This is a genomic window from Brumicola pallidula DSM 14239 = ACAM 615, from assembly GCF_000428905.1.
Classification (GTDB): domain Bacteria; phylum Pseudomonadota; class Gammaproteobacteria; order Enterobacterales; family Alteromonadaceae; genus Glaciecola; species Glaciecola pallidula.
This window is the reverse complement of sequence record NZ_AUAV01000005.1, coordinates 297,893-322,603: the sequence shown is the minus strand read 5'-3', so window position 1 is coordinate 322,603 and position 24,711 is coordinate 297,893. Positions and strand designations below refer to the sequence as shown.

Genomic DNA, 24,711 nt, shown 5'->3' with positions numbered 1-24,711 from the left:
CGAACGAATGTGGAAAAAAAGCCAGTGTCTCTATTTTTGCAGACAGGCATTCCCATTAAAATACCTATAAGAGCGTTATGATTGATCAATTTTCCACTATCGATTGGCTGATTTTTGGAGGGTACGGGCTCCTCTTAATTGTAAGTGGTTGGCTATATAACAACCAAGCGTCTACCTCAAATGATTATTTTCTTGGCGGAAAGTCAATGCCAATGTGGGTAGTCGCTATTTCAGTGTTAGCCACTTCGCAAAGTGCTGCCACGTTTCTTGGCGGGCCTGACCAAGGTTACCGGGGAGACCTAACTTATTTAGCAACCAACATTGCTGGTTTTCTTGCTGCATTTTTTGTTGCCACTTTTTTATTACCCAAATTTTATAAGTTCAAAGTCTTCACGGTATATGAACTATTAGCCCAACGTTTTGGCGAACAAGCAAAATACCAAGCGGGAACGGTATATTTAGTGGGCCGCTTATTTGCAAGCGGAGCCAGACTGTATATGGCAGCAATAGCCATTGCAATGATATTATTCGGTGATATCGACGCATCCAGTGTCATAATTTCAATTGCGTTAATTGCTACTGTTGGCCTTCTATACACAGTTTACGGTGGTATTCGCACCATTATTTATAGCGATGTTATTCAATGTATTGTTTATATCTCTGCCGCTATATTAGTACTGGGCTACCTACTGTATAGTATTCCAGCCGATTTCAGTACTATTATCAACGCATTACAGTCACCGATCGATGATTCTCAATCTAAGCTGACCGTGCTTGATTTCTCATTGGATTTTACACCTTCAGGCGTTTTCGGATTTTGGTCCGTTATTACCGGTTTTGTATTGCTAAATATCGCCGCATTCGGCATGGACCAGGACGTCACGCAGCGCATGTTAACCTGTAAAGACGCGAAAGAAGCTACCAAGGCACTTACTTCTTCAATATTGATGGGCATTCCCGTTGTTTTAATTTTTGTGGTTATCGGAATGTTGCTCTATATTTACTATCAACGCCCTGACTTAATGAGCCAAAGTGTCGCAAATGGTGATGTACCCACTCCGAAATTTGTAGGTCAAACAGTAACGATCTTTATGTATTACGTGCTCACCGACTTACCCAATGGAATTAAAGCGGTAGTGACCATTGGTATTATTGCAGCGGCATTGTCTACCCTTAATTCTGGACTTAATTCGATGTCTTCAGTTGCAGTGCAAGATATTTATCGCGGCATATTACTCAATAAAGGTAAAACACTTTCAGAAAAGCAGATGGTAAAAGCAGGTAGAATTAGCATGATTATTGTTGCAATTGCCTTGAGTATAATGGCTGCATTATGCTTTTACTGGCAACAATATAGCGATATGCCACTATTGGCATTTGCGCTAAGTGTCATGATTTTCTCATACAGTGGCTTGCTTGGTGTTTATTTTACTGCTTTGTTCAGTAGCAGAGGTTCTTCGCTATCGATTTTGGCAGCATTGATCATTGGCTTCCTTATCCCGGTGCTAATGCAGCCTTACATAATGGACTTATATCTTCCTGATACATATCAATTTAGTTTGGGATTTTCATGGCAATTAGTGATCGCTACATTTGCTGCTACAACGGTGTGTTTACTTGGTAATAATAATTCAATAAAGGTCAAACTATGAGTAAAACACAGCAAATACTAGACCAGTTAAATTACATTCCTTCAGAAGGTATTAACCCAGCAAGCGAACAAATTGACCTAATGAGTACTAGGGATGCGCTTCAGTGCATTAACCAACAAGACAGTCTTGTCGCCAGCGCGGTGGCCAAAGCGATACCACAAATAACCTTAGCGGTTGATGCTGCCGTGGTTTGTTTAAAACAAGGTGGACGGCTTATATACATTGGCGCAGGCACCAGTGGTCGGCTAGGTATTTTGGATGCAGTTGAATGTCGACCAACGTTTAGTGTGCCCGACAATATCATTGTCGGTATTATTGCTGGCGGTGAAATGGCACTAATCAGCGCCGTTGAGGGCGCAGAAGATGATATTGACGCAGCTCAACGAGACCTCGACAATATACAATTTAACAACAAAGACATGTTAGTCGGTATAGCGGCTAGTGGCCGCACACCCTATGTTATTGGGGCGCTAAATTACGCTGTATCCATCAATGCCATAACAGCATGTGTTGTTTGCAATCCTAACGCACCTCTTATCGAAATAGCTGATATTGGTATTTGTGCGAACGTAGGCCCCGAGGTGTTAACCGGCTCAACCCGCATGAAATCGGGTACTGCACAAAAACTCATATTGAATATGATAAGCACTGCTAGCATGATTAAATTAGGCAAAACTTATAAAAATTTAATGGTCGATGTGAATGCAACGAACGAAAAATTGGTGGCAAGAGCAATCCATATCGTAATGCAGGCAACAGATTGCGACCAGCAAACTGCGGTCGATGCATTATCAATTGCAAAGAGTAATGCAAAACTTGCAATACTCAAGGTTCTCACAAACAGCGACATAACTACATGTGAAAACTTATTGAAAAGCAACGATGGTTTTTTACGTAGAGCCTTAGACGCCGGTTAGTCAAACATCACGAGGAATAACTGTATTGGATAAGCCCCTTTCAATGCGCAGAACAATAAAGCCAGCTAAAAAAACCTCTGTTTTTACTTATCATTTTGTATCTTAATCGTATCTTACTGTCTGCAATTTAAGCAGTAAAAGTTTATAAAAACAATAATTTATAACAAGTCAGACACAAAAAGTCACTTTAAAATATAGACAAAAAACTATTTTTTTAGCACTATCACAAGATTAAAAAGCGGGCCTTGGTGTTAACTAAACGTCAGGAGCAAAAGTACGGTATTTAGTCGATGCACTGCTATACAACAATGTCGACATTGTCACGTTGTTCGCACCCGAACACGATGTTTTAGGAACGAAAAAGGCGCTGAGTTTGTCGCGGCCGTAAGGATAGAAAAAGGATGGGAAAATGCCGCTGACAAACTGTCACTTAAGGTGGTAGAGATACATAACTAGGGTAAATCAGCAAGTAATTCAAGTGCAAACTCTTTTATCACCATTTCAGCTGTATAAAGCCTACTAAAAACATTATAGTAAAGCGCTAATATTCGAACTGATGGTTTATTGATGGACATACTTTTATCCAACGAGCTTAGCTCGCTCTACGAAAATCGTGTAGCTAATCTCGATAAACAGCAATTAATGCCTGAACATATCGATGCAATAATCGATGATTTCGCTTCTTGTGATGGTGTGACTAAAACTATTATTGGGCAGTCTTTTTGCGGTCTGCCTATCAGTTGCCTAAGTTTGGGTGATGGCCCCAAAAAAGTGCTTCTGTGGACTCAAATGCATGGTGACGAGTCAACTGCAACCGCCGCGGTGTTAGATATTATCCACCTTATTACTGCAAAACTGAGCACTTCGTTGAATGCAAATTGGCATAACCTGCTCACAATACACATCATTCCTATGCTTAATCCTGATGGCGCATCTGCCGGCACACGAGAAAATGCCCAAGGTATTGATATCAATCGAGATGCATTGGCGCTGCAAACACCCGAAGGTAAAGCACTAAATGCAGTGGTCGAAAGAATTCATCCCGACTTTGCTTTTAACCTGCATGACCAAAAAGACTACTTCCGTTGTGGTGCTCATGGCAAGTCGTCCACTTTGGCTTTTCTAGCTCCTGCATTTGATTCTCAAAAAACAATTAACCATGCTCGCAGAAATGCAATGGCCTTGACTGCTCTCATGCAAGTAAATGCCAACGCTTTACTACCAGCAGGTATTGCTCGTTATGATGGTGAGTTTTCTGCTCGCTCATTCGGTGATCAGTTCACTGGGCGTGGGATAAGCACAATATTAATTGAATCAGGCCACTACCCAAATGACCGATACCGTCAGGTTGCACGAACGATGAATGTATTTGTGTTACTGCACGCATTAAATATGCTTTGCGAAGAGTCATATTGGACGACCGATGAAAAACTAACAGAGCTTGAGATTAAATATTGGCAAATCCCTGAAAATAAAGAAAACAAGCTTTGCGATTTACTGATCAAAGATTTGGGGTTTGCAGGAAACTCCTACACAACTGATATTGCTATGCGCAAACAATCTCGTTTTTCATCGCTTACCTTGGTTGCTGATATTGGCGACTTACATCAACAACATGGGCTGAATACAGTTCAAGGATTGGGCTATACGTATGATCCGGGGCAGTCATATTTACTGAATGAAGAATTGTATTTAAGCAATGAAAGCTATATCGAGTTGCTCAAAAAAGGCTTTAGCCACTTTGTAGGCAACATCAACTTAATAAAAAATCACTCGGATTATACTATTATCGAAAATCCCAAGTATTGGCATGATGATAAAAAGATGATGAAAGGTGTGACGCCCGCCGGCTTCTTGTGCAAAGAAGGTGAACGTAAATTTGCTTTTGTAATGGGAGAGATATTACCGCTCTAAGCTAAAAACTAAACCCAGTAGCGAGACACACTTCACTAATAGAATTCCTTTAAAAACCCGTTTAGAGTTACAGATTATTGGTTTATATTAGCGCTCTTTATGATTGTAAAATAAATACAAAGTGAGCAATCACGTCCTAGGATAAAACAATCGACAATTTTATGGGCTTCTACAGTTGTCTTGTACACTTTGCCTTGTTAGATTTACCCAATACAAAATAATGTTGGGCAATGTAACTCATTGATGTGTATATTTTATGCAACACAATGACGTGTTAACCTTACACATAAAATACAGTTTGATAAACCTAAGTCATCCGATTCTAACCAAGTAAAAGCAATAAGTTTGTAAAGGAAAAAGAATGCCAAATTGGACAAGGCTAGCCCAGTCTTCAATTTTCGCTAGTGCTGTTTTTCTCATGAGCTGTTCGAGTATGTCAGATATTGAAAGCATGGCGTCTGAAAACTACAGCTATCGAGTTAAATCTTTAGTCATGCACTTCACCGCAGTGAATTATCAAGAGTCGGTTGCTGCATTGGTAGCAGAAGGCAGTGTCAGTTCGCATTATTTAATTCCTAAAGCGGATGATCCAAGCTATCCGTATAAAGACATCAAGGTGTTTCAATTAGTGGATGAAAATAAGCGAGCTTGGCATGCTGGCATTAGCTATTGGCAGGGTCGCTCTGGGATCAATGATCACAGTATTGGCATAGAAGTTGTTAACATGCCTTTTTGTCAAGAAGACAACCCCGCGGATGCTTCATTGGCGGCTATCATGCCACAAATTATGGGTGCCGAAAAAAATCGAGACTTATGTGTTTACCCTGAGTTCGAAGAAAAACAAATACAATTATTGATTAAATTGAGTAAACAGATACTCGCAAGAAATCCAGACATCGAACCGACTGCTGTTGTTGGTCATTCAGATATTGCACCCTCAAGAAAAAATGACCCGGGTCCTAAATTCCCTTGGTATAGATTATACAAAGAAGGAATTGGCGCTTGGTATGACAACGAGAATTTGACTCATCATTGGCTAGCCTTTAACCAAACCTTACCTAGCTTAGCGCTCATTCAAAAAGCACTGAGTGCTTATGGTTATGATTTGGCAGCTACCGGCAGGATGGATCAACAAACCATCGACACTTTGGCTGCGTTTCAAATGCATTTTGTGCCTTGGAAAGTGACTGGCGAGCTGGATAATCAGACCGCTGCTGCAGTATTCGCCTTATTGGAAAAGTACTTTCCAACGAGTTACCAACAATTGCATAAAATTTATCAATCTGAGGTATTAACAGCGCAAATAAACCAACGACAAGTGGTTGAAAATACACAGCAGTCTCAGCTTTCTAAAGTGTTTCCAGAGTTGCAGTATAAAACCACCGATAAGATCCGCAATAGAGATAAATTTGCTGCTTATGAAGGACGAGGTGAGCTCATTATTGAAACTGATAACGCAGTCTCTGCCGACGTATATATTAATGGTCAGAAACTGAATTTAGCCACCTTTGATCAATCCAAGCGCAATCGAGTCTCTTTACACAAACGCACGGTCAATGGACTCAATAGCCTGCGAGTTGAGAATGTACTTCCACAAGGCTCGAACATAAAAATTAGTATTCCGTATCCGACCCTTGCGTATGACGTTGCTCCTTATAAATCTCTGTTCCGGTCGGTAGACCGTTTTATTAGAGACGAGATAGACGCGGGCTTCCCTGGTGCGACTATTGCGGTTGTATATAAAGGTAAAATAATTAAGAGAACGAGCTATGGTTATGCCAAAAAATACGATAATAAGGGCGAATTACTAGCACATTTTGAACCTATGACGTCGGAGCATATGTTTGACCTCGCTTCGAATACAAAAGTATTCACCACCAGCTTGGCGATCATGCAATTAGTGAATGCGGGTAAAATCGATATCTTTAGACCCATTCAGTACTACATACCCGAATATCGAGGTGATGGGCGAGAGATGATTTTAGTCAAAGATTTGCTTTCACATGGATCGGGTTACTCTGATGAACTCAATTTTTACCGTCCCGATAACAAATATGGTGACTATTTTTATTCTCAAAATAAACTAAAAACAAGTCGTTTATTGCTTACTGCATTGCCTTTCGAATCGGTTATTGGCGCCACACAACGATATAGCGAAACTAATTTCATGCTACTCGGTCTTTTGGTCGAGCGAATTACGGGGATGCAATTGGACCAGTTCAGCCAAGATACAATATACGCACCGCTAGGTCTTAAAAACACCTTATTCAATCCATTAAAAGCACGCTTTACTGCGGATCAATTCGCGGCTACCGAAATTTTTGGTAATACCCGAGGGTCGAACATCGACTTTCCGAATGTGAGAGAGCATGTGCTGCAAGGAGAAGTTCATGATGAAAATGCCTTCTATTCAATGCAGGGGGTGTCAGGTCATGCAGGACTTTTTTCAAATACTGACGACTTGGCCATACTCAGTCAAATGATGTTGAATGGCGGCGGCTATGGTGATGTAAAACTGTTTAATCAGGCTACCATGGCTCGATTTTTACGTCCTGCAGGTCAATCTAATAATATTGGCTTAGGATGGCAATTGGCTAATGATAAAGCGCAACAAACGCTTTTTGGACCTTATGCCAGTGCGTCAGCATATGGGCATACAAGTTGGACTGGCACTGCAGTCGTTATTGACCCCGTCTACGATTTAGCGATTATTTTATTAACTAATAAGCGCCATTCAAAAGTCACCGCTAATGAAGACAACTTTGAATTTGCAACTGATACTTTTGAAACTGGGAATTATGGCAGTATCATTAGCATGATTTATGAAGCACTCATCGAATTCGAAGCACAAAATCAACTTCAAGATAAAAACTAGGAAAGAATTTATGGAATGGCTTACTGTCCTCCCGCCCGTCATCGCTATTGCTGTTGTTATCTGGAAAAAGGAAGTTATTCTTGCTCTTTTTTTAGCTATATTAAGCTCCGAACTGCTTCTAGTCGTATCCAGTTCACCTGGAAATTGGCTGGTTACACCGCTCAACACCATTGATCGTATCGTAGACACGGCTGCCTCTGTTGGTACTACGAGGATACTTATTTTCAGCTTACTGGTTGGTGCTCTACTTGCGTTTATTCGTGACTCTGGTGGCGTAAGCGCAACCGTTGATCGGGTGATCAGCAGCGGACTCATAAATTCTAAAAAGCGGGTTGGTGGTGTTACCATGTTTACTGGCATTATGATTTTTATTGAATCTAATTTAAGTGTATTAACTGCCGGTATTTTTGCTCGAGGATTATTTGATAAATATAAGATGAGCCGAGCAAGGCTGGCATATATCATCGATTCGACATGCGCTCCTATTTGCATTCTCATACTGCTAAATGGCTGGGGAGCTTACGTGCTGGCGCTAATCAGCACCTATGATTTAGGTCAAGACCCACTTGCCGTTTTGTGGGGGACATTGCCGTTTAATGTCTATGCCTGGTTAACCCTTGTAGTCGTGGCTTACACCATCGTTTTTGACAAAGTGCACGGCCCAATGAAACAGGCTGAAGAACGACTAGAATCTGTTGACTCATCTATGGACTCGAGCCCTGCGACTAAATCGCGATTTATGCTGGTGCCACTTCTGGTTATGATCATTGGTATGTTTGCTTTCATGTTTATGACCGGTGAAGGTGATATTACCAAAGGAAGTGGCAGTAAATCAGTATTGTATGCCACTTTTTTAGCCTGTATTGTCGCCTACGGTCAATTGCTTTGGCATAAACGTTTTACACATCAACAGTCGATTAAGATTGGCTTCCGTGGAATGGGTGAGCTACTCCCTTTAGTCACTATCGTATTGTTATCTATTGCGTTGGGTACCAGTCTCAAAGCACTTGGCACGGGTTTATTTGTTTCTGGCTTGGTCGGAGAAAATTTACCCCTGATATTGGTTGTCCCGATGTTATTTATTGCTGGCGCGATAATGTCATTTACAACAGGAACTTCATGGGGAACCTTCGCCATTCTCATTCCTATCGGAATGCCTTTGGTTACCACTTTGGGCCTACCTCCATCACTCGTGTTAGCGGCTATTTTAGGTGGTGGCATCTTCGGGGATCATTGCTCTCCTATTTCGGATACCACCGCTATCTCTTCTCTGGCAGCTGGCTGTGATCTATTAACTCACGTAAAAACCCAAATGCCATACGCCTTGTTTGTCGGTGCAATAACCATCGTCGCTTATGTATTATTGAGCTTGCAAATACTCTTCTAGTATTTAAATAGTGCGTGTTTTACGCACTATTCTATGTACTATTCTATGTACTATTCTATGTACTATTCTATGTACTATTCTATGTACTATTCTATGCACTATTCTATGTACTATTCTATGCACTATTTTATGCACTATTTCGCAAATAACTGAGAATCATCTGCAAAACCTTTGAACTCAAGTGCATTTCCCGCAGGGTCAAGTAAAAAGAAGGTTCCTTGTTCGCCCACTTTTCCCTCAAACCGAATGTAGGGTTCAATCACAAAAGCTTGCTCAGCAGCCACTAACTTCTGGGCAAGCGCTTTCCATTCATTCATGCTCAAAACAACACCAAAGTGGGGAACTGGGACAGCTTTCGAGTCTACTTCGTTTGGTTCTGGTAATATCGGCATCGTAGCAACAAGATGAGTAACTAGTTGGTGACCAAAAAAATTCCAGTCTATCCATTGTTCAGAGCGCCGCCCCTGCTCGCAGCCCATAAGCGTACCGTAAAATGAATTTGCTTGGGCTAGACTTGTCACGGCTATAGCTAAATGAAAAGGTACGGGCATCTCTTTATCCTATTAAAACTTTTTGAGTAACATCAGCTTAAACTTACTAAAAGGCGCATATCGTATGGCTGCATCAAACTTAAAACTGCGTTTCATAACGGACTTTGTATGACTAAAAGTATCAAATCCACATTTACCGTGATATTGCCCCATTCCACTTGTGCCAACACCACCAAACGGTAGATCGTGATTTACTAAGAAAATATTTGTGTCGTTGATACATATGGAGCCAGCACTAACGCGCTCAATAAATTCAGCTTCAAATTTAGCATTAGAAGTAAATACATAAGCTGCCAGTGGTTTCGGTTTGGCAGTAATAAAGTCGAGTATTTGCAGTTTACTTTTAAGGGTAATAATCGGTAAAATTGGACCGAATATCTCTTCCTGCATTAATGCGGAACTAGCGGCAGGTTGAATCACAACCGTAGGTTCAATAAATTTATTATCTAGGTTGTGTTTACCCCCATGAATGATATTCTCACCCTCTAAGTAATTAATTAGACGCGAACAATGTCGTTGGTTAATTATTCGCCCGTAATCTGTATTTTGTGATGGTTCTTTACCATATTGTTTTTTAATCTCGGCAATCAAACGTTGACTGAAATCGGCCAGATATTTTTCTTCAATCAGAACATAGTCAGGGGCAACGCAAGTTTGCCCTGCATTCATCCACTTACCCCACACAATGCGTCTAACCGCTACATCTAGGTTTGTTTCACCATCAACTACACAGGGACTTTTACCACCAAGTTCCAATGTTACTGGTGCTAAATGCTGAGCCGCCGCAGCCATAACAATACGACCGACTTGCTCCCCGCCGGTGTAAAAATATTTGTCGAAGGGTTGCGCTAACAACTCTGTGGTTTCGTCTTTACCGCCTTCAATAACTTTAAAAGCCGCATTATCAAGATACTTGGGCACAAGTTTAGCAAGCAGTGCTGATGTTGCCTCAGATAACTCTGAAGGTTTAATAACCGCGCAATTACCAGCCGCCATAGCAGCAACGAGCGGTGTAATAACCAATTGAAAAGGATAATTCCACGCACCAATAATTAAAGCAACGCCAAGTGGTTCGCTAATAGTGTAACTTTTCCCTGGTTGAGTGATCATTGGCGTACTGATTTTTGTCGGCTTCATCCAAGACTTAAGTCGTTTTAAATTCCCCTTGATATCGGCTATTGAATAACCAATTTCAGTTAACCACGATTCGGTCTCAGATTTGCCTAAATCGGTGTGCAATGCCAAAATAATTGCATTGCTATTCTCTTGTATTAGTTGCTTTAGTGCAGTTAATTGCTCAACTCGCCACTGATAAGGCTTAGTTCGGCCTGTGGCGAAAGTGCGTTTTAATTCATCTATATTAGTCTCACGATGAGACGAGAAATTAGCTTGGTGAACAGTTTCTGAGACTTTTTGCATTCAACACACTCGAAATAATTATGGGGTTTATATATAGCGTAGCAAAGGCATCCGGTAAAGCGAATAATAGACACCTGTTTACGCGCAATTTAATGGGTCGCTTCTGCACTTTTTAATAATCAAATCAATATTTAAGTCAATATTCAAATCGCTAGTCAGAAACAATGCCGACAAAGTGTCAGCATTGTTATCATCTTATTGAGTGAATCAATACATTATTTGTGCGGTTCCCCGCCCAAATAGATTATTCATCGAATGGATTGAGCAAGACCATGGTGTGTTTGCGGTCAGGACCGGTTGAAATTATATCGATCGAGATACCTGTCAGCTCTTCAAGACGCTTAACGTAATTTTGAGCAGCAACGGGAAGGTCAGTATACATTGTTACGCCATAAGTGTTATCAGACCAACCAGGCATGTCTTCATAAACGGGAGTGACTAAGTCATAACCTTCTGCAGCTAGTGGTGGTATTTTACTAACGTTACCGGCTGCATCTTTATAACCAATGCAAATGCGTAATGTTTCTAAACCATCTAAAACATCTAGCTTAGTCAGGCACAAACCAGAAATAGAATTTAATTGAACTGCGCGTCGCATTGCAACAGCATCAAACCAACCAGTGCGACGTTTACGCCCGGTAGTTGCGCCAAACTCATGGCCTTTAACACCAAGATGTTGGCCAACTTCACAATCCAACTCTGTCGGAAAAGGACCCGAACCAACACGAGTAGTGTAAGCTTTGACTATACCCAGCACATAGTCGAGATTGAGTGGACCAAAACCTGCGCCAGTGCAAACACCACCGACCGTTGTATTTGAAGAAGTTACATATGGGTAGGTACCGTGATCAATATCAAGCAAGGTACCTTGCGCACCTTCAAACATGATCGATTGATTATTTTGTCTTGCCGTTTCAAGTAAATCAGTTACGTCCACTACCATTGATTTTAATAGATCAGCAACCGAAAGGGCTTGCTTCAGAACAGTATCGTAATCAACCGCGTCAACTTTGTAATACTCAGTGAGCATAAAGTTGTGATAGCTGAGTACCTCTTTTAACTTAATAGCGAAGTCTGTTGGGTTGAAGAGATCGCCAACCCGCAAACCGCGGCGCGATACTTTATCTTCATAGGCTGGGCCAATACCGCGCCCAGTAGTACCTATGGCTTTGTTACCACGCGCTTTTTCTCTTGCGATGTCTAATGCAATGTGAAAAGGCAAAATTAATGGGCAAGCTTCACTGATGACCAATCGTTCTTTTACCGGCACACCGCGCTCTTCTAACATCGCCATTTCTGTTAGCAATGCCTCAGGGCTTAAAACAACGCCATTTCCGATCACGCACTTGACGTTTTCACGCAAGATACCTGAGGGAATTAAGTGAAGTACGGTTTTTTCGCCATCAATAACGAGCGTGTGCCCCGCATTGTGTCCGCCTTGATAGCGCACGACAAAAGAAGCTTTCTCAGTAAGAAGGTCAACGACCTTACCCTTTCCTTCGTCACCCCATTGGGTGCCGAGTACTACAACATTTTTAGCCATGAGAGGTATATTTCAGAAAATTAGGCGGAGATATTAGCAAAAATATGAGGTAAAAATCACCCCATATTTGCTATTTATGTATTCATTAGTAAGAAATAAGCACTTATAGCACCGATAACCACTAAAATACCACCCATTCGGCGCAAAGATTGACTAGGCTGTAACGCCATTTGCATCAAAAATTGTTTCCATTTATCTGGCATTAATAAAGGCATCAATCCTTCTACAATTAACACAAAACAAATAGCCAAAAGAATACTGTCTAACATTTAAACATCGTACCTAATATAGTAGGCTGTAAATTTTACGGCGATATTGTGATTTTAACGGGTCGCCATCGGGAAGTGCATTGATCATATCCAATGTAACTTTTTTCGCATCGCCAAAACCTAATTCTTGTCTTAACACTGATAATAACAACATTAAGGCTTCTTCGGTGCGGTGCCCTTGATGCAGCTGCACTGCAAGGCTAACTTTCAGCTCCATGTTTTGTGGATCAGCTTCAAGTTCAGTTTGTAACTGTTGTATTTCTGGTGAATCAGCCGCTTGTTCTGCCAGTTGGATTTTACCAACAATAGCCTGATACTGGCCGTCTTGGTCTACTAACTTCACTTGATCCACTAATTTTTTAGCCAGTTCCACTTGGCCTACTTCAACATAACAGTCAGCCATCATTAAGCGAATATCAGCACGTTCACTGCTTAATTCCAACGCTTGCTTGGCAAAGCTAAACGCGTCGTGGTAGTTGCCCTGCAAAACTAATTCCATTGCCGATTGCAATAAGCCATCTTCTTCTTTAGGCAGGTGTTTATCTAACATTTCACGAATTTGTTTTTCTTCTTGAGGACCTGCAAATCCATCTAAGGGTTGACCGTCTTTAACCAGAATAACGGTGGGTAGACCTTTTACGCCGAATTGACCCGCAATTTCCTGTTGTTCGTCGCAATTTACCCGAGCGAATAATAAATCACGTTGATATTCTGCAGCGATACGCTGAAGCACTGGTGCTAATTCCGTACACGGTTCACTCCATGGCGCCCAAAACTGAATCATCACCACCTTGGTTTTTGATTCTTCCAAAATAACATGTTGGAAATTCTCTAATGTTATATCAATCTGGTTTGCATTTACTTCTGGCAACATAACTCTACTTTCTTATTTTATTCAATAACACAGAGTATTGGGTTTTATTCATAGAAAGCAACCTGTTTTGAGTATACAGAGACCAATTGTTTCTCCGCAATGATGTGCTAATATCGAGTAATATTAGCGTAGAAGAGGGTGTCGGACATGGAACAAAAATATACGAGCTTTAGTGATTTTTATCCTTATTACTTGTCAGAACATGCAAACAGTACCTGCCGTTTGTTGCATTTCATTGGATCTTGGCTTGTCCTAATACTCATAGCCTTTGCGCTAATCACCAACCAATTGCTATTCCTCTGGCTTATCCCCGTCATTGGATACGGGTTTGCATGGGTAGGACACTTTTTCTATGAACGCAACAAGCCCGCTACATTTCAGTATCCATTATACAGTTTCATGGGCGATTGGCTTATGTTTAAAGACATTCTGACTGGCAAGGTCTCATTACAGAATTAGACAGTTATTGGGATTCTGAGGTATTTTGGACTGCCACTAAAGAAACTGCTAGCATTTAAACCTAGCCGTTTGGTTGATTTACAAAGCGAAATTTAGCCCTTTGTTAACCTTAATACTTTACCGTTGACATCATCAGTGAGCAGATAAATACTGCCATCTGGCGCCTGTTTTACATCGCGAATGCGTTCGTTGCGTTCTTTAAGTAGCTCCTCCTGCTTCACTACTTTTTCACCGTCCATATCCATTCTATTAAGGTATCTAAACTTTAAAGAACCGATCAGCAAGTTACCTTTCCACTCAGGAAACTCATTACCCGTGTAAAACGCCATTCCGCTTGGGGCAATAGAAGGTACCCAGTAAGTGAGCGGCTGAAGCATACCATCCATCTCAGTTTTATCGGTGATTGAACTACCGTTGTAATTTACCCCGTAGGTGATTTTAGGCCAACCGTAGTTACCACCTTTGGCTAGAATATTAACTTCATCACCGCCTTTGGGCCCATGTTCATGTGTCCAAATTTGGCCACTTGCAGGGTACAGTGCCATGCCTTGCACATTGCGATGACCATAGCTGAAGACTTCTGGCGCTTGGCCGTCTAAGAATGGGTTGTCGCTTGGCACAGAGCCATCATCATTCACTCTTACCACCACCCCAATATGATTACTGGTTAATTGCGCTTGATCTTGTTTGGTCCTGTCACCCAAAGAAATGAATAACTTTTTATCGTTATCAAAAACTAGTCTGCAACCAAAATGATGACCGGTATCGAGTTTAGGGTTAGCGACAAAAATCTCTTTGACATCTTCCAGTGTTGTGCCGACTAACTTGCCGCGATGAACTTCACTGCCTCTTTGTTTACCATTAGCAACAGACAAGCAAACATAAACCCACTTGTTATCATCAAAGTCAGGATGCATAGTTACGCCCAACATTCCCCCTTGTCCAAATACTGAGGATTCAGGCAAACCGCTTATTGCAGGACTCAGTTCACCACTCTTTGAAAGTAGGCGCAAACCACCAGCACGCTCAGTGACCAAGGCATCGCCATTATTCATGAAGGCAATACTCCAAGGGTTTTTTAATCCACTAGCGAGCTCTTCAACTTTTATTTCAGTTGCAATGGTAAACGTAGGCAGAGCAGTAAGAATGGTGGCGGCAATAAGCGTTCTGTTCATAAGTATTATCTCGTTTTAAGGCGTGCGGAACGAGACGAAAATCGATTTATATCGCCTCATTTCCATGCACACAATTTGTTCGATCTCAGCTTTTTGTGATCGACAATTTGAATTAATTTTTATAGCGTCGCACGTAACATCCAAGCTGTTTTTTCGTGCGCGCGCATGCGATCGCCAATTAAAGATGCGCTGGATTCATCATCAGCCTGCTGAGCAATTTTCAACACTCCCCGAGCAGTACGAACTACCGTTTCATGTGCTTGCATTAAAATATTAACCATTTCAGTAGCTTCAGGCACGCCATCCACTTCTTTTACCGTGCTGAGTTCAGCAAAGGCTCTGTAGGTGGCTGGCGCAGCGAAGCCTAAGGTTCTAATTCGCTCAGCTATTTCATCCACCGCGAGTGCAAGCTCAGTGTAATGTTCTTCAAACATCAAATGTAATTCACGAAATTGTGGACCGGTTACATTCCAATGAAAGTTATGCGTTTGCAGGTATAATGTGTATGAGTCGGCCAACAGTTTGTTAAGGCCGTGGGCTATTTCTTGTCTGCTAACTTCGCTTATACCAATATCTATTTGACTCATTAAATTTTCTCCAGTTTAGTTGATTTTTATCGAGCATCTTTTACTTCAATAGGAACTCGTACTACTTTGTTATTTTCAAATATCAAAGACAATATAAATTGCTCGCCTGTCTCGAGGGGTTTTTCAAGCCCCATTAACATTACGTGCTTCCCACCGGGCAAAAATTCAAGGCTTGTGCCTGAAGGAATTTCAAATCCGTCTTGGGCTTCGCGCATCATCATCATTTCTTCTTGCATTAAGGTTTCATGCAACTGAGCCTCACTCGCAACAGCAGAGTCAACGCTAACCGATAAGAGTTTTAAGTCGCTTTTACTTTGATTATCTATACTCAAATAAACGGCACCTGTTTTTGCTAGCGCAAACGTCGCTCGCGCCCAAGCATTCTCGACAGCCACTTTTCCTTTCGCCTGCTTGTGCTCGTGAGCGTGAAGACTGGCTGAATTAGCCATTAACACAAGGATTATAGAAAAAATAAATCCTATTTTGTGACGCTGATGCATAGATACTTCCTTTATCAAAAGTCATTTTAGAATTGACAATAATGTCTACATTGCACGTATATTTGAAAAAGAAAAAAAGGTGGCGATATACTGGCTTAATCAATAGCATTCAAAAATCGCCATTAGACCTCATTTCCGCAATTCAATTGTATATTTAATTATATAGTAGTCTAATTAATCAAGACTGCTTTATCTTTTTTGCTAGACCATGTGAGATGTTTATTCGCCTTGACACTAGACTGTAGGACCGACGCATCGTCTTATGCCAAAATAGCATGTTTGATGACCAACAGTGATAACACCAAAATCATACTGGTTTCGTATATCCTATACGCTCCTTAAGACACTTATAAAGTAATACAGGAATTATATGACAGATTTAGCAAAAAAGACCATTTTGATGGTAATTACCTCACATGATAAATTAGGCAACACAGGCGAAAAAACAGGTTTCTGGGTTGAAGAATTGGCTGCACCCTATTACGTTTTGAAGAATGCTGGCTTTAATGTTGTTTTAGCAAGCCCATTAGGCGGGCAACCACCTATCGACCCCAAAAGTGAGTTAGCTGATTTTCAAACTGAGGATACACGAAAATTCGATAAGGATGCAAAAGCACAAGCAAAACTAGCAAATACTTTAAAGCTAAGCGACATTGAATTTGATCAAATAGACGCTATTTTTTACCCCGGCGGCCATGGCCCACTGTGGGATTTAGTTGATAATGTAGATTCAATTTCATTGATTGAAAACTCAATTAAGCACAACAAGCCAGTTGCCGCGCTCTGTCACGCTAGTGCTGTATTTCTAAATGCTAAGGATCCACAAGGTGGATCAATCGTTAATGGCAAAACTGTTACCGGTTTTAGTAACACTGAAGAAGATGCGGTTGAACTCTCGCAAGTGGTCCCTTTTCTATTAGAAAATGAGCTAAGAGCAAAAGGTGGCGTTTACCAAAAAGGCCCTGACTGGGCCTCATTCACAGTTGAAGATGGTCTAATCATTACCGGGCAAAACCCGTCAAGTTCGGCGGCTGCGGCAAAGAGACTAGTCAGCAAATTGAACGCGTGATTACACTTAATTACTAATAGTATACAGAGGTGCCTTAAATGTCGTGTTAGCACCAATCTTAGCGCCTTATGTTAGACATCGGGTTTTGAGTTTGGCGGTCAATTTTAATGAAATACTCCTTTAAATAATCAAGCAACAGCCTCAGTTTTTTTGAGGCGGCACTGCCAGGAGGAAAAACGCCATATATGTCAATGTCTTTTAACTGGTAATCATCCAATACGGATGCCAAAGTACCTGCTTGAATTTTGGGCCAAGCATCATATACTGGGATCCGGCCTAAGCCATGACCACCCTCGATAAAAGCGGTTCGTGCCGCCGCATTATTAGTACTAATGCCACCTCTAACCAAAACACTATACACATGGCCGCCCTTATTCAGTTCGATGGCTGGTGAGGTCATTTGATACACTACCCAGTCGTGCTCTTCTAGATCTGCAGGGGTGCTTGGTCGACCTCGTCTTTTGAAATAATCTGGGGCTCCACATAAGCAGGTCGCTAATGTAGAAAGCTGACGGGCTTGTAAGCCTGAATCAGGCAATGGTGCGCCTCGAATTGCGAGATCGATGCCCTCTTGCATAATATTAACTACCTCGTCGGTGAGCATTACATCGAGGTCAATTTTGGGATACAAGCTGCGAAAGTGATTTAATGCAGGCACTACCATTTGCAAACCCACGTTGACAGGGCAGGTTATCTTCAATAGGCCCTCGGGTTCGTTTTTAATATTCTCTATTTGCTGGTTAGCAGTTATTGCTCGCTCTGCGATGACTCGGCAAGACTGATAATACTCAGCTCCAGCTTCGGTTAACGCAATTGAGCGTGTAGTGCGGTTAAGTAATTTCACCCCAAGCTCAGATTCCAGTTTTTTAATGTGGTAGCTGACAACCGCTCGGGATAATCCAATATGTTTTGCCGCGGCGGTTAGATTGCCCTGCTCAACGACTTGAGCAAAGACCACCATACTTTTGAGTTGTTCAAAATATAGATTCATACGCCATCATAGCAAAGATTGTATTAATTTTTAGAACAATGTTATCTATTTTCTTGGTATTGTTAGAAATCATCTTAAGATCTACACTATGCGTACACTAAAACAGATGCGAGAAAGATAATGAATACACAACAAACAGCTAAGCACGTATTAATGGTGTTAACTTCCCATGCCGAGCTAGGCAATAGCGGCGAAAAAACAGGGTTTTGGGTAGAAGAATTTGCCGCGCCTTACTATACGTTTATCGATGCAGGCTTAAAAGTGACTATAGTTTCGCCTGAGGGTGGCCAACCACCTATTGATCCGAAAAGTGAATTAGCAGATTTTCAAACGCCGTCAACCAAGCGCTATGACGCCGATAACGGAGTCCTAGCATTAATGGCTAATACAACTAAGTTGGCTGATGTAAACGCGTCAGACTACGACGCTGTTTTCTACCCAGGTGGTCACGGGCCATTATGGGACCTTACTGACAACCTAATTTCTATTTCATTGATTGAAAGCTTCTTAGCTGCCAACAAGCCAGTCGCCGCAGTTTGTCATGCAACAGCTGCATTTTTGAATGTCAAAGACGCTGCTGGCAAACATATAGTTAAGGACAAAGCAGTAACGGGTTTTACCAATAGTGAAGAAGATGCCGTGCAGCTAATGGATATTGTTCCTTTCTTGCTAGAAGATGAGTTAATTAAGCGCGGTGGCAAGTATCAAAAAGTAGCTGATTGGAATGTACTTGCGATCCAGGATGGCTTAGTAATAACAGGTCAAAACCCTCAAAGCTCAGAATTAGCTGCACAAAAATTACTTACAGCCCTAGCTTAGATTAAAATCCCTGAACTTTTTTTAAAAATAATGAGAAGTAATATCCATGCTAAATTTTAGTTTCCAAAACACCACTCGAATTCATTTTGGTGAGGGTCAAATAGCCTCATTAAGCAAGCAGATCCCTAGCGATGCGAAAGTACTCGTGACCTACGGCGGCGGTTCAATCAAAAGTAACGGCGTTTACGAGCAAGTTACAAAAGCATTAGCCAATCATACTTGGTTTGAATTCTCTGGTATCGAGCCAAACCCAAGTTACGACACGCTAATGAAGGCACAAGATATTATAAAAGAAAACAATATCGACTTTATTTTAGCGGTTGGCGGTGGCTCGGTTGTTGACGGATCCAAATTTATTGCTGCTGTAGCGTTGTTCGAAGGTGAAGACCCTTGGGACATCGTAAGCAAGCACGCACGCATTCACAAGGCCTTGCCACTTGCTTGTGTATTGACTCTACCAGCAACCGGTTCTGAGTCGAACACGGGTGCTGTAGTGACACGTAATGGTAATAAGCTGCTATTCGCAAGCCCGCTAGTTCGCCCTATCTTTGCGATACTGGATCCCGCGGTAACACTGTCATTGTCCGATCGCCAAATCGGCAACGGTGCAGTGGATGCATTTGTTCACACCATGGAGCAGTACCTGACCTACAGCGTAAACGCTAAAGTACAAGATCGTTTTGCTGAAGGACTACTTCTTACTTTAATTGAAGAAGGACCAAAAGCACTGGCTCCTGAGACTGCTAAAGACCTAGAAGTTCGCGGCAATATTATGTGGGCGGCAACAATGGCGCTTAATGGTTTAATTGGAGCGGGTGTGCCGCAAGATTGGACAACTCATATGATTGGTCATGAACTAACAGGTACTCACGGCATTGATCATGCTCGAACATTATCAATAGTGTTACCTGCCGTAATGAAAGTGCGCAAGGAAGCTAAACGTGAAAAATTATTGCAGTACGCCGAGCGTGTCTGGAATGTGACAGACGGTGATGAGGATTCACGTATTAATCGTGCGATTGAATTAACCGAGCAGTTTTTCGAAAAGATGCAAGTTCCAACGCGTTTATCACATGTCGATTTAGGTGCAGCGGATATTGATTTATTGATCGAAAAGTTAACTCAACATGGTATGCTTAAGTTAGGTGAACATAGTTCTGTTACAATTGACGTAAGCCGTGAAATTTTAGTCACTGCGCTTTAATTGGCAGTATCAAAAGGATACAAGCATGATTGAATTTTCATTGAACGGTAAAAAGATAAGAACGGATGCAGAGGCCGACACGCCTTTATTATGGGTGATCCGCGACGAATTCGGCTTAAAGGGCACTAAATTTGGCTGTGGTATTGCCATGTGTGGCGCCTGCACGGTGCACTTAAATGGTTCGCCCGTGCGTTCTTGCTCACTCCCGATTAATGCAATCGCTAATACAGACATTCGAACAATTGAAGGTTTAGAAAACCAGCATCCATTACAAAAAGCGTGGATAGAACACCAAGTACCGCAATGCGGCTACTGCCAATCAGGACAAATCATGCAAGCTGCTGCGTTACTCGCAACCAATGCCAATCCGAGCGAAGATGAAATCGAAACCTATATGAGCGGTAACTTGTGTCGCTGCATGACTTATATCCGTATTAAAGAAGCTATCAAAGAGGTTGCAATGCAATCCGACTCGGTGGTCCAAATTTACAAGCCGAAGACAGCAACCCGAAACACTCAGGGAGTAAGTTAAAATGACTCGATTAAGCAAAGACACATTTGTGCCCAGTCGACGTAGCTTTCTGATTGGCTCAGTTGGTGGTGGTCTAATGATGGCATTTGCTCCAGCTATTAACGCCCTTGAAGTTGTTTCAGGTGGCGTAGCAAAGCAACTGTCGGATAAGCTATTTAGCCCAACCGTTTGGTTTGAAATTGATATTAATGGCCAGATTTTGGTCAATATCGCGCGTGCAGAAATGGGCCAACATGTGGGTACCGCCATCGCCCTTATCGTTGCCGACGAACTAGGTGCCGATTGGGACAAGATTGAAATTAAGCATGTTGATACTGACCCTAAATGGGGCTACATGGTTACCGGTGGCTCATGGTCAGTTTTTCAAACCTATGTGCCTATGTCTCAAGCAGGAGCCGCCGGGCGCACGGCGTTGATTGATGCTGGAGCCAAATTACTCGGCGTCAATCCGCAAGACTGCACAGCAGAAAACAGCATGATCGTTGCCGGTAATCAATCGGTCAGTTTTGCCGACATTGTAAAAAACGGTAATATTGACCGCATATTTAGCGCCGAGGAGTTGGCAGAATTCAAACCCAAGAGTCCTGCCAACCGTCAGTTGATATCCAAGCCCAGCAACGCGCTAGACATTCCGGCTAAAACCAATGGCAGTGCGAAATATGGTATCGATGTTGAACTTGACAACATGGTTTATGCAAGACCTGTTATACCTCCTACTCGTTATGGGAGTGTCATCAAAAGTGTTGATGACAGTACTGCTAAGAAAGTAAAAGGCTATCAGGGTTACCAAATACTCAAGGATCCTAGCGATACCGTACAAGGTTGGGTGACTGTACTAGCCGACAGCTATTACGGCGCAATTAAAGCCGGCAATGCACTGCAGGTTGAGTATGACCTAGGCGAAACAACCAATGTTAGCGAACAAGATATTATCGCAGCAGGAGAAGCACTTGTTCAGGATAAGAGGTCTGGCACATTGGTGGTTGAAGAAGGTGATGTAACAAAAGTCGCTGAGACTGCAAAAACAGCCCTTGAATCTGTATATCGCACTTCGTCTGTATTGCACTTTACTTTGGAGCCTGTAAACGCAGCAGTAGAGATCAAAGACGGAATATGTCACGTCCATTGCGGCAATCAGTGGCAGTCATTATTTCTACCCGTGGTTGCCAAAGCAATGGGTATGAGCGAAGACAAGGTCATTATCCATCAGTATTATTTAGGTGGTGGTTTCGGTCGCCGCTTAATGGGTGATTACATGATACCTGCGGCATTAACAGCCCAGGCTATCGGCAAACCGGTTAAGCTCGTATTTACACGTGAAGATGACTCGCGTTTTGATTGTGTACGCTCTCCCTCTGTGCAGCAAATGAATGCGTACTGGGGCGACGATGAACAATTACTCGGAATTGAACATGGCGCCGCTGCGGGCTGGCCTACGCTAGCTGTGGCACCGAGCTCGATGCCCGAGGGTGTGGACAAAAAGGGTACTTATGACCCGTTTGCTATTGCGGGTGCCAACCATTGGTATACCTTAGCGAACCATAGGGTACGTGCGATTAATAATCCGCTGGCACAAAAAACCTTCGTCCCAGGCTACCTGAGAGCGGTAGGGCCCGGTTGGACGGGCTGGGCGGTTGAGTCTTTTATGGACGAAATAGCGCATAAGCAAAGTACTGACCCTATCGATTTTCGCTTATCTTTACTCGATGCCAGTGGCAAGAATGCAGGTACATCGCCTGTTTCTTTGGGTGGTGCGAGACGTTTAGCTAAGGTGTTAACTGATATCCGAGAGCGAGCTGATTGGGGTCGTAAGCTGCCGAAAAATCAAGGGCTTGGTATCGCAATCGCTGCTGGACAAGAGCGCGACATGCCAACTTGGGGCGCCTGTATTGCTCATGTTGAAGTTAATCCTGAAACCGGTGCCGTTAAAGTACATAAATTAACTGGCCTACTGGACTGCGGAACAGTGGTGCATCCAGACGGCGCATTAGCTCAAACTGAAGGTTCTATGTTGTGGGGAATGAGCTTAGCCTTATTTGAAGGCACAGCCTTTGAGAAAGGCCAGGTTAAAGATACGAACCTTAATACCTACTCGCCTCTTAGGATGAATAATCTACCTGAGTTGGATATCAGTTTTGTGCAAAACACAGAGTTTCCGACTGGCTTAGGTGAGCCGGGCTTAATTGCAGTCGCACCCGCTATTGCAAATGCAATCTTTAACGCCGTAGGGGCGAGGGTAAGAGACTTACCCATCCGTCCTGAAACAGTATTAGCAGCGATGCCAAGCTGATTTGAGTAGACCGATAAAGTGGGTTAATAAACAAACCCACTGCTTTTTTGTAAGCGTGTCGCTTCACCTTCCAATTTTGGGAAGTGCTCAAGCGGCAAAAATTCAATTAGTTGCTTCAGCTTCAGACCTAAATTAGCGTGTGAATCTGCAATAACATTGATATGGCCCATCTTGCGTTTTACACGGACTTCTTTGCCGTACCAATGTAAGTGTACATTGGGAATACCTATTAAGTCGCGGTTAAACGTTGTACAGCCTATAATATTAACCATTGCACTTACACCAATCACCTCAGTACTGCCTAAAGGTAAACCCAAAACCGCTCTTATGTGTTGTTCAAATTGACTTGTAGAGCAACCTTGTTGAGTCCAATGCCCTGAATTATGCACACGCGGTGCTATTTCATTTACATATAGCTCTTCGCCACATTGAAATAATTCGACAGCTAACACACCAACATACTCCATCGAGGTTGCAAGGGTTGCAAAAATGTCATTCGCTTTTTGTTGCAAAGTATCGGAAAGCTTGGTGATAGGAGCAACTGACACATGCAATTGTCCTTCATGATGTAAATTTTCAGCTAAGCTAAAACACACGACTCGTCCGTCTTTACTTCTGGCGCCCAGCAAAGATATTTCGCGCTCGAATTGCATCATCTTTTCTGCAATCAATGGCACTTTTTTTAAGTCGAGCAATGAAAACTCGTGACGTAACGCTAGTAATTCTGCAGCTGTGCTTATTCGCCACTGGCCATAACCATCATAACCATCGCGGCTTGCTTTAAAGATGACTTTTTCGCCCAGAGCAGCAACCACACCATCTAACTGATCGACATGGTTAATAATCAAATAATCACAATTAGGGATTTTATTCTTACTTAGTAAGACTTTTTCTCTGACACGATCTGCACCGGCCAAAATAGACGCGACATTAGGATAGAGCTTTCCACTTTTGTCTGCTTCTAATAATAAATGTTCAGGTACGTGCTCAAATTCGATAGTAATTGCACTTGCATCGTATATTGCTTGGCTCAGTGAAACCCCGGTTGGTTTTTTTGAAACCGGATCCACAACGGTTTCCGTGAATACATCAACTGCACTCACTATTACTCCAAGCGGTGCCGCTGCCAAATACATCATTTGTGCTAGTTGGCCTGAACCGTAAACTAAAACCTTCAAACGTCTAATTCCAAGGTTTGATTTTTCATCACTGTGTCAGTTTGTTTTTTTCGAAATGCAATAATTGCGTCTCTCACCTTAGGCTCTTGCAAAGCGATAACTTGAGCAGCAAGCAAACCCGCATTAGCAGCGCCCGCTTCGCCGATAGCGAGCGTTCCTACTGCAACACCTTTAGGCATTTGCACAATGGAAAGTAATGAATCTAAACCGTTGAGTTGACTTGAACGAACAGGACAACCAAAAACAGGGAGATGTGTGTGAGCGGCAATCATACCGGGCAGGTGAGCTGCGCCACCAGCGCCAGCAATAATTACTTGCACGCCCTGCTCAGCTGCACTTTCAGCAAACTCGACTAATAAATTAGGGGTGCGATGAGCTGAAACAACCTTCGCTTGATATGAAACACCTAGCTCTCTAAGCATAAGTGCTGCTTTCTGCATCGTAGGCCAATCAGATTTTGAACCCATTACAATTGCAACTTGCGCCATTTTAATTACCACTTCAAT

At 42.3% G+C, this 24,711-nt stretch carries 22 protein-coding genes; 11 read left to right on the top strand and 11 right to left on the bottom strand.

The window, feature by feature from the left end:
- Window positions 1-77 precede the first annotated feature (77 nt).
- The 5 genes from G399_RS0101465 to G399_RS0101440 all read left to right on the top strand — a co-directional run bounded on the left by G399_RS0101465 (window position 78) and on the right by G399_RS0101440 (window position 8,745).
- A complete protein-coding gene (locus tag G399_RS0101465; protein ID WP_006011626.1) occupies window positions 78-1,652 on the top strand; it encodes a sodium:solute symporter in 1,575 nt (524 codons plus the stop codon).
- Complete coding sequence (murQ, locus tag G399_RS0101460) at window positions 1,649-2,569, top strand: N-acetylmuramic acid 6-phosphate etherase (RefSeq protein WP_006011627.1); 921 nt, start codon at window positions 1,649-1,651, stop codon at window positions 2,567-2,569. The genes G399_RS0101465 and murQ overlap by 4 nt, the downstream gene beginning before the upstream one ends.
- A gap of 567 nt (window positions 2,570-3,136) precedes the next feature.
- Window positions 3,137-4,483, top strand: coding sequence for a M14 family zinc carboxypeptidase (locus tag G399_RS0101450; RefSeq protein WP_006011631.1), 1,347 nt, complete (start codon window positions 3,137-3,139; stop codon window positions 4,481-4,483).
- A 361-nt stretch (window positions 4,484-4,844) separates the two neighbouring features.
- Window positions 4,845-7,358 carry a penicillin binding protein PBP4B gene (gene pbp4b, locus G399_RS0101445; protein WP_026843351.1) on the top strand — a complete coding sequence of 838 codons (2,514 nt, stop codon included), beginning with the start codon at window positions 4,845-4,847 and terminating at the stop codon, window positions 7,356-7,358.
- A 10-nt stretch (window positions 7,359-7,368) separates the two neighbouring features.
- A complete protein-coding gene (locus G399_RS0101440; RefSeq protein WP_006011633.1) occupies window positions 7,369-8,745 on the top strand; it encodes a Na+/H+ antiporter NhaC family protein in 1,377 nt (458 codons plus the stop codon).
- Between the two features lie 134 nt (window positions 8,746-8,879).
- Here G399_RS0101440 and G399_RS0101435 read toward each other — a convergent pair whose 3' ends face one another.
- From G399_RS0101435 to G399_RS0101415, 5 genes are all read right to left on the bottom strand, one after another.
- Window positions 8,880-9,296: a VOC family protein gene (locus G399_RS0101435; protein ID WP_006011634.1), complete on the bottom strand. Its 417-nt coding sequence runs from the start codon at window positions 9,294-9,296 to the stop codon at window positions 8,880-8,882.
- Between the two features lie 12 nt (window positions 9,297-9,308).
- Window positions 9,309-10,715 (bottom strand): aldehyde dehydrogenase family protein, encoded by a 1,407-nt coding sequence (locus G399_RS0101430; protein WP_006011635.1) that lies wholly within the window; start codon window positions 10,713-10,715, stop codon window positions 9,309-9,311.
- 244 nt (window positions 10,716-10,959) lie between these two features.
- Window positions 10,960-12,258 carry an adenylosuccinate synthase gene (locus tag G399_RS0101425; RefSeq protein ID WP_006011636.1) on the bottom strand — a complete coding sequence of 433 codons (1,299 nt, stop codon included), beginning with the start codon at window positions 12,256-12,258 and terminating at the stop codon, window positions 10,960-10,962.
- Between the two features lie 74 nt (window positions 12,259-12,332).
- Window positions 12,333-12,527, bottom strand: coding sequence for a DUF2065 domain-containing protein (locus G399_RS0101420; RefSeq protein WP_006011638.1), 195 nt, complete (start codon window positions 12,525-12,527; stop codon window positions 12,333-12,335).
- A 13-nt stretch (window positions 12,528-12,540) separates the two neighbouring features.
- Window positions 12,541-13,401, bottom strand: a complete 861-nt coding sequence (locus G399_RS0101415; RefSeq protein ID WP_006011639.1) for a thioredoxin family protein — start codon at window positions 13,399-13,401, stop codon at window positions 12,541-12,543.
- Window positions 13,402-13,548: 147 nt separating this feature from the next.
- On the opposite strand from G399_RS0101415, the gene G399_RS0101410 reads away from it, so the two are divergent.
- On the top strand, window positions 13,549-13,860 hold the full coding sequence (locus tag G399_RS0101410; protein WP_026843350.1) for an Mpo1-like protein: 312 nt from the start codon (window positions 13,549-13,551) through the stop codon (window positions 13,858-13,860).
- 92 nt (window positions 13,861-13,952) lie between these two features.
- Here the strand turns inward: G399_RS0101410 and G399_RS0101405 are convergent, their stop codons facing one another.
- The 3 genes from G399_RS0101405 to G399_RS0101395 all read right to left on the bottom strand — a co-directional run bounded on the left by G399_RS0101405 (window position 13,953) and on the right by G399_RS0101395 (window position 16,122).
- Window positions 13,953-15,035 carry a PQQ-dependent sugar dehydrogenase gene (locus G399_RS0101405; protein ID WP_006011640.1) on the bottom strand — a complete coding sequence of 361 codons (1,083 nt, stop codon included), beginning with the start codon at window positions 15,033-15,035 and terminating at the stop codon, window positions 13,953-13,955.
- 119 nt (window positions 15,036-15,154) lie between these two features.
- On the bottom strand, window positions 15,155-15,622 hold the full coding sequence (locus G399_RS0101400) for a Dps family protein (RefSeq protein WP_006011641.1): 468 nt from the start codon (window positions 15,620-15,622) through the stop codon (window positions 15,155-15,157).
- A 26-nt stretch (window positions 15,623-15,648) separates the two neighbouring features.
- The gene (locus G399_RS0101395; protein ID WP_006011642.1) at window positions 15,649-16,122 is read right to left on the bottom strand and encodes a copper chaperone PCu(A)C; all 474 of its coding nucleotides are present in this window, start codon (window positions 16,120-16,122) and stop codon (window positions 15,649-15,651) included.
- Window positions 16,123-16,492: 370 nt separating this feature from the next.
- Here G399_RS0101395 and G399_RS0101390 point away from each other — a divergent pair, with 370 nt between their 5' ends.
- Window positions 16,493-17,191: a type 1 glutamine amidotransferase domain-containing protein gene (locus tag G399_RS0101390; protein WP_006011644.1), complete on the top strand. Its 699-nt coding sequence runs from the start codon at window positions 16,493-16,495 to the stop codon at window positions 17,189-17,191.
- A gap of 58 nt (window positions 17,192-17,249) precedes the next feature.
- Here G399_RS0101390 and G399_RS0101385 read toward each other — a convergent pair whose 3' ends face one another.
- Complete coding sequence (locus G399_RS0101385) at window positions 17,250-18,182, bottom strand: LysR family transcriptional regulator (protein ID WP_006011646.1); 933 nt, start codon at window positions 18,180-18,182, stop codon at window positions 17,250-17,252.
- A gap of 120 nt (window positions 18,183-18,302) precedes the next feature.
- On the opposite strand from G399_RS0101385, the gene G399_RS0101380 reads away from it, so the two are divergent.
- Genes G399_RS0101380 through G399_RS0101365 form a run of 4 tightly spaced genes read left to right on the top strand, consistent with a single transcriptional unit; the run spans window position 18,303 to window position 23,027 of the window.
- Window positions 18,303-19,001, top strand: a complete 699-nt coding sequence (locus tag G399_RS0101380; protein ID WP_006011648.1) for a type 1 glutamine amidotransferase domain-containing protein — start codon at window positions 18,303-18,305, stop codon at window positions 18,999-19,001.
- 46 nt (window positions 19,002-19,047) lie between these two features.
- Window positions 19,048-20,205: an iron-containing alcohol dehydrogenase gene (locus G399_RS0101375; protein ID WP_006011650.1), complete on the top strand. Its 1,158-nt coding sequence runs from the start codon at window positions 19,048-19,050 to the stop codon at window positions 20,203-20,205.
- A 25-nt stretch (window positions 20,206-20,230) separates the two neighbouring features.
- Entirely contained in the window at window positions 20,231-20,737 is a 507-nt protein-coding gene (locus G399_RS0101370; RefSeq protein ID WP_006011652.1) for a (2Fe-2S)-binding protein, read from the top strand.
- A gap of 1 nt (window position 20,738) precedes the next feature.
- Complete coding sequence (locus G399_RS0101365; RefSeq protein WP_006011653.1) at window positions 20,739-23,027, top strand: xanthine dehydrogenase family protein molybdopterin-binding subunit; 2,289 nt, start codon at window positions 20,739-20,741, stop codon at window positions 23,025-23,027.
- A gap of 23 nt (window positions 23,028-23,050) precedes the next feature.
- Here the strand turns inward: G399_RS0101365 and G399_RS0101360 are convergent, their stop codons facing one another.
- Together G399_RS0101360 and purE are read right to left on the bottom strand one after the other, a co-directional pair.
- The gene (locus G399_RS0101360) at window positions 23,051-24,205 is read right to left on the bottom strand and encodes a 5-(carboxyamino)imidazole ribonucleotide synthase (protein ID WP_006011654.1); all 1,155 of its coding nucleotides are present in this window, start codon (window positions 24,203-24,205) and stop codon (window positions 23,051-23,053) included.
- Window positions 24,202-24,693 carry a 5-(carboxyamino)imidazole ribonucleotide mutase gene (purE, locus tag G399_RS0101355; protein WP_006011655.1) on the bottom strand — a complete coding sequence of 164 codons (492 nt, stop codon included), beginning with the start codon at window positions 24,691-24,693 and terminating at the stop codon, window positions 24,202-24,204. Before purE ends, G399_RS0101360 begins: the two co-directional genes overlap by 4 nt.
- Window positions 24,694-24,711 lie beyond the last annotated feature (18 nt).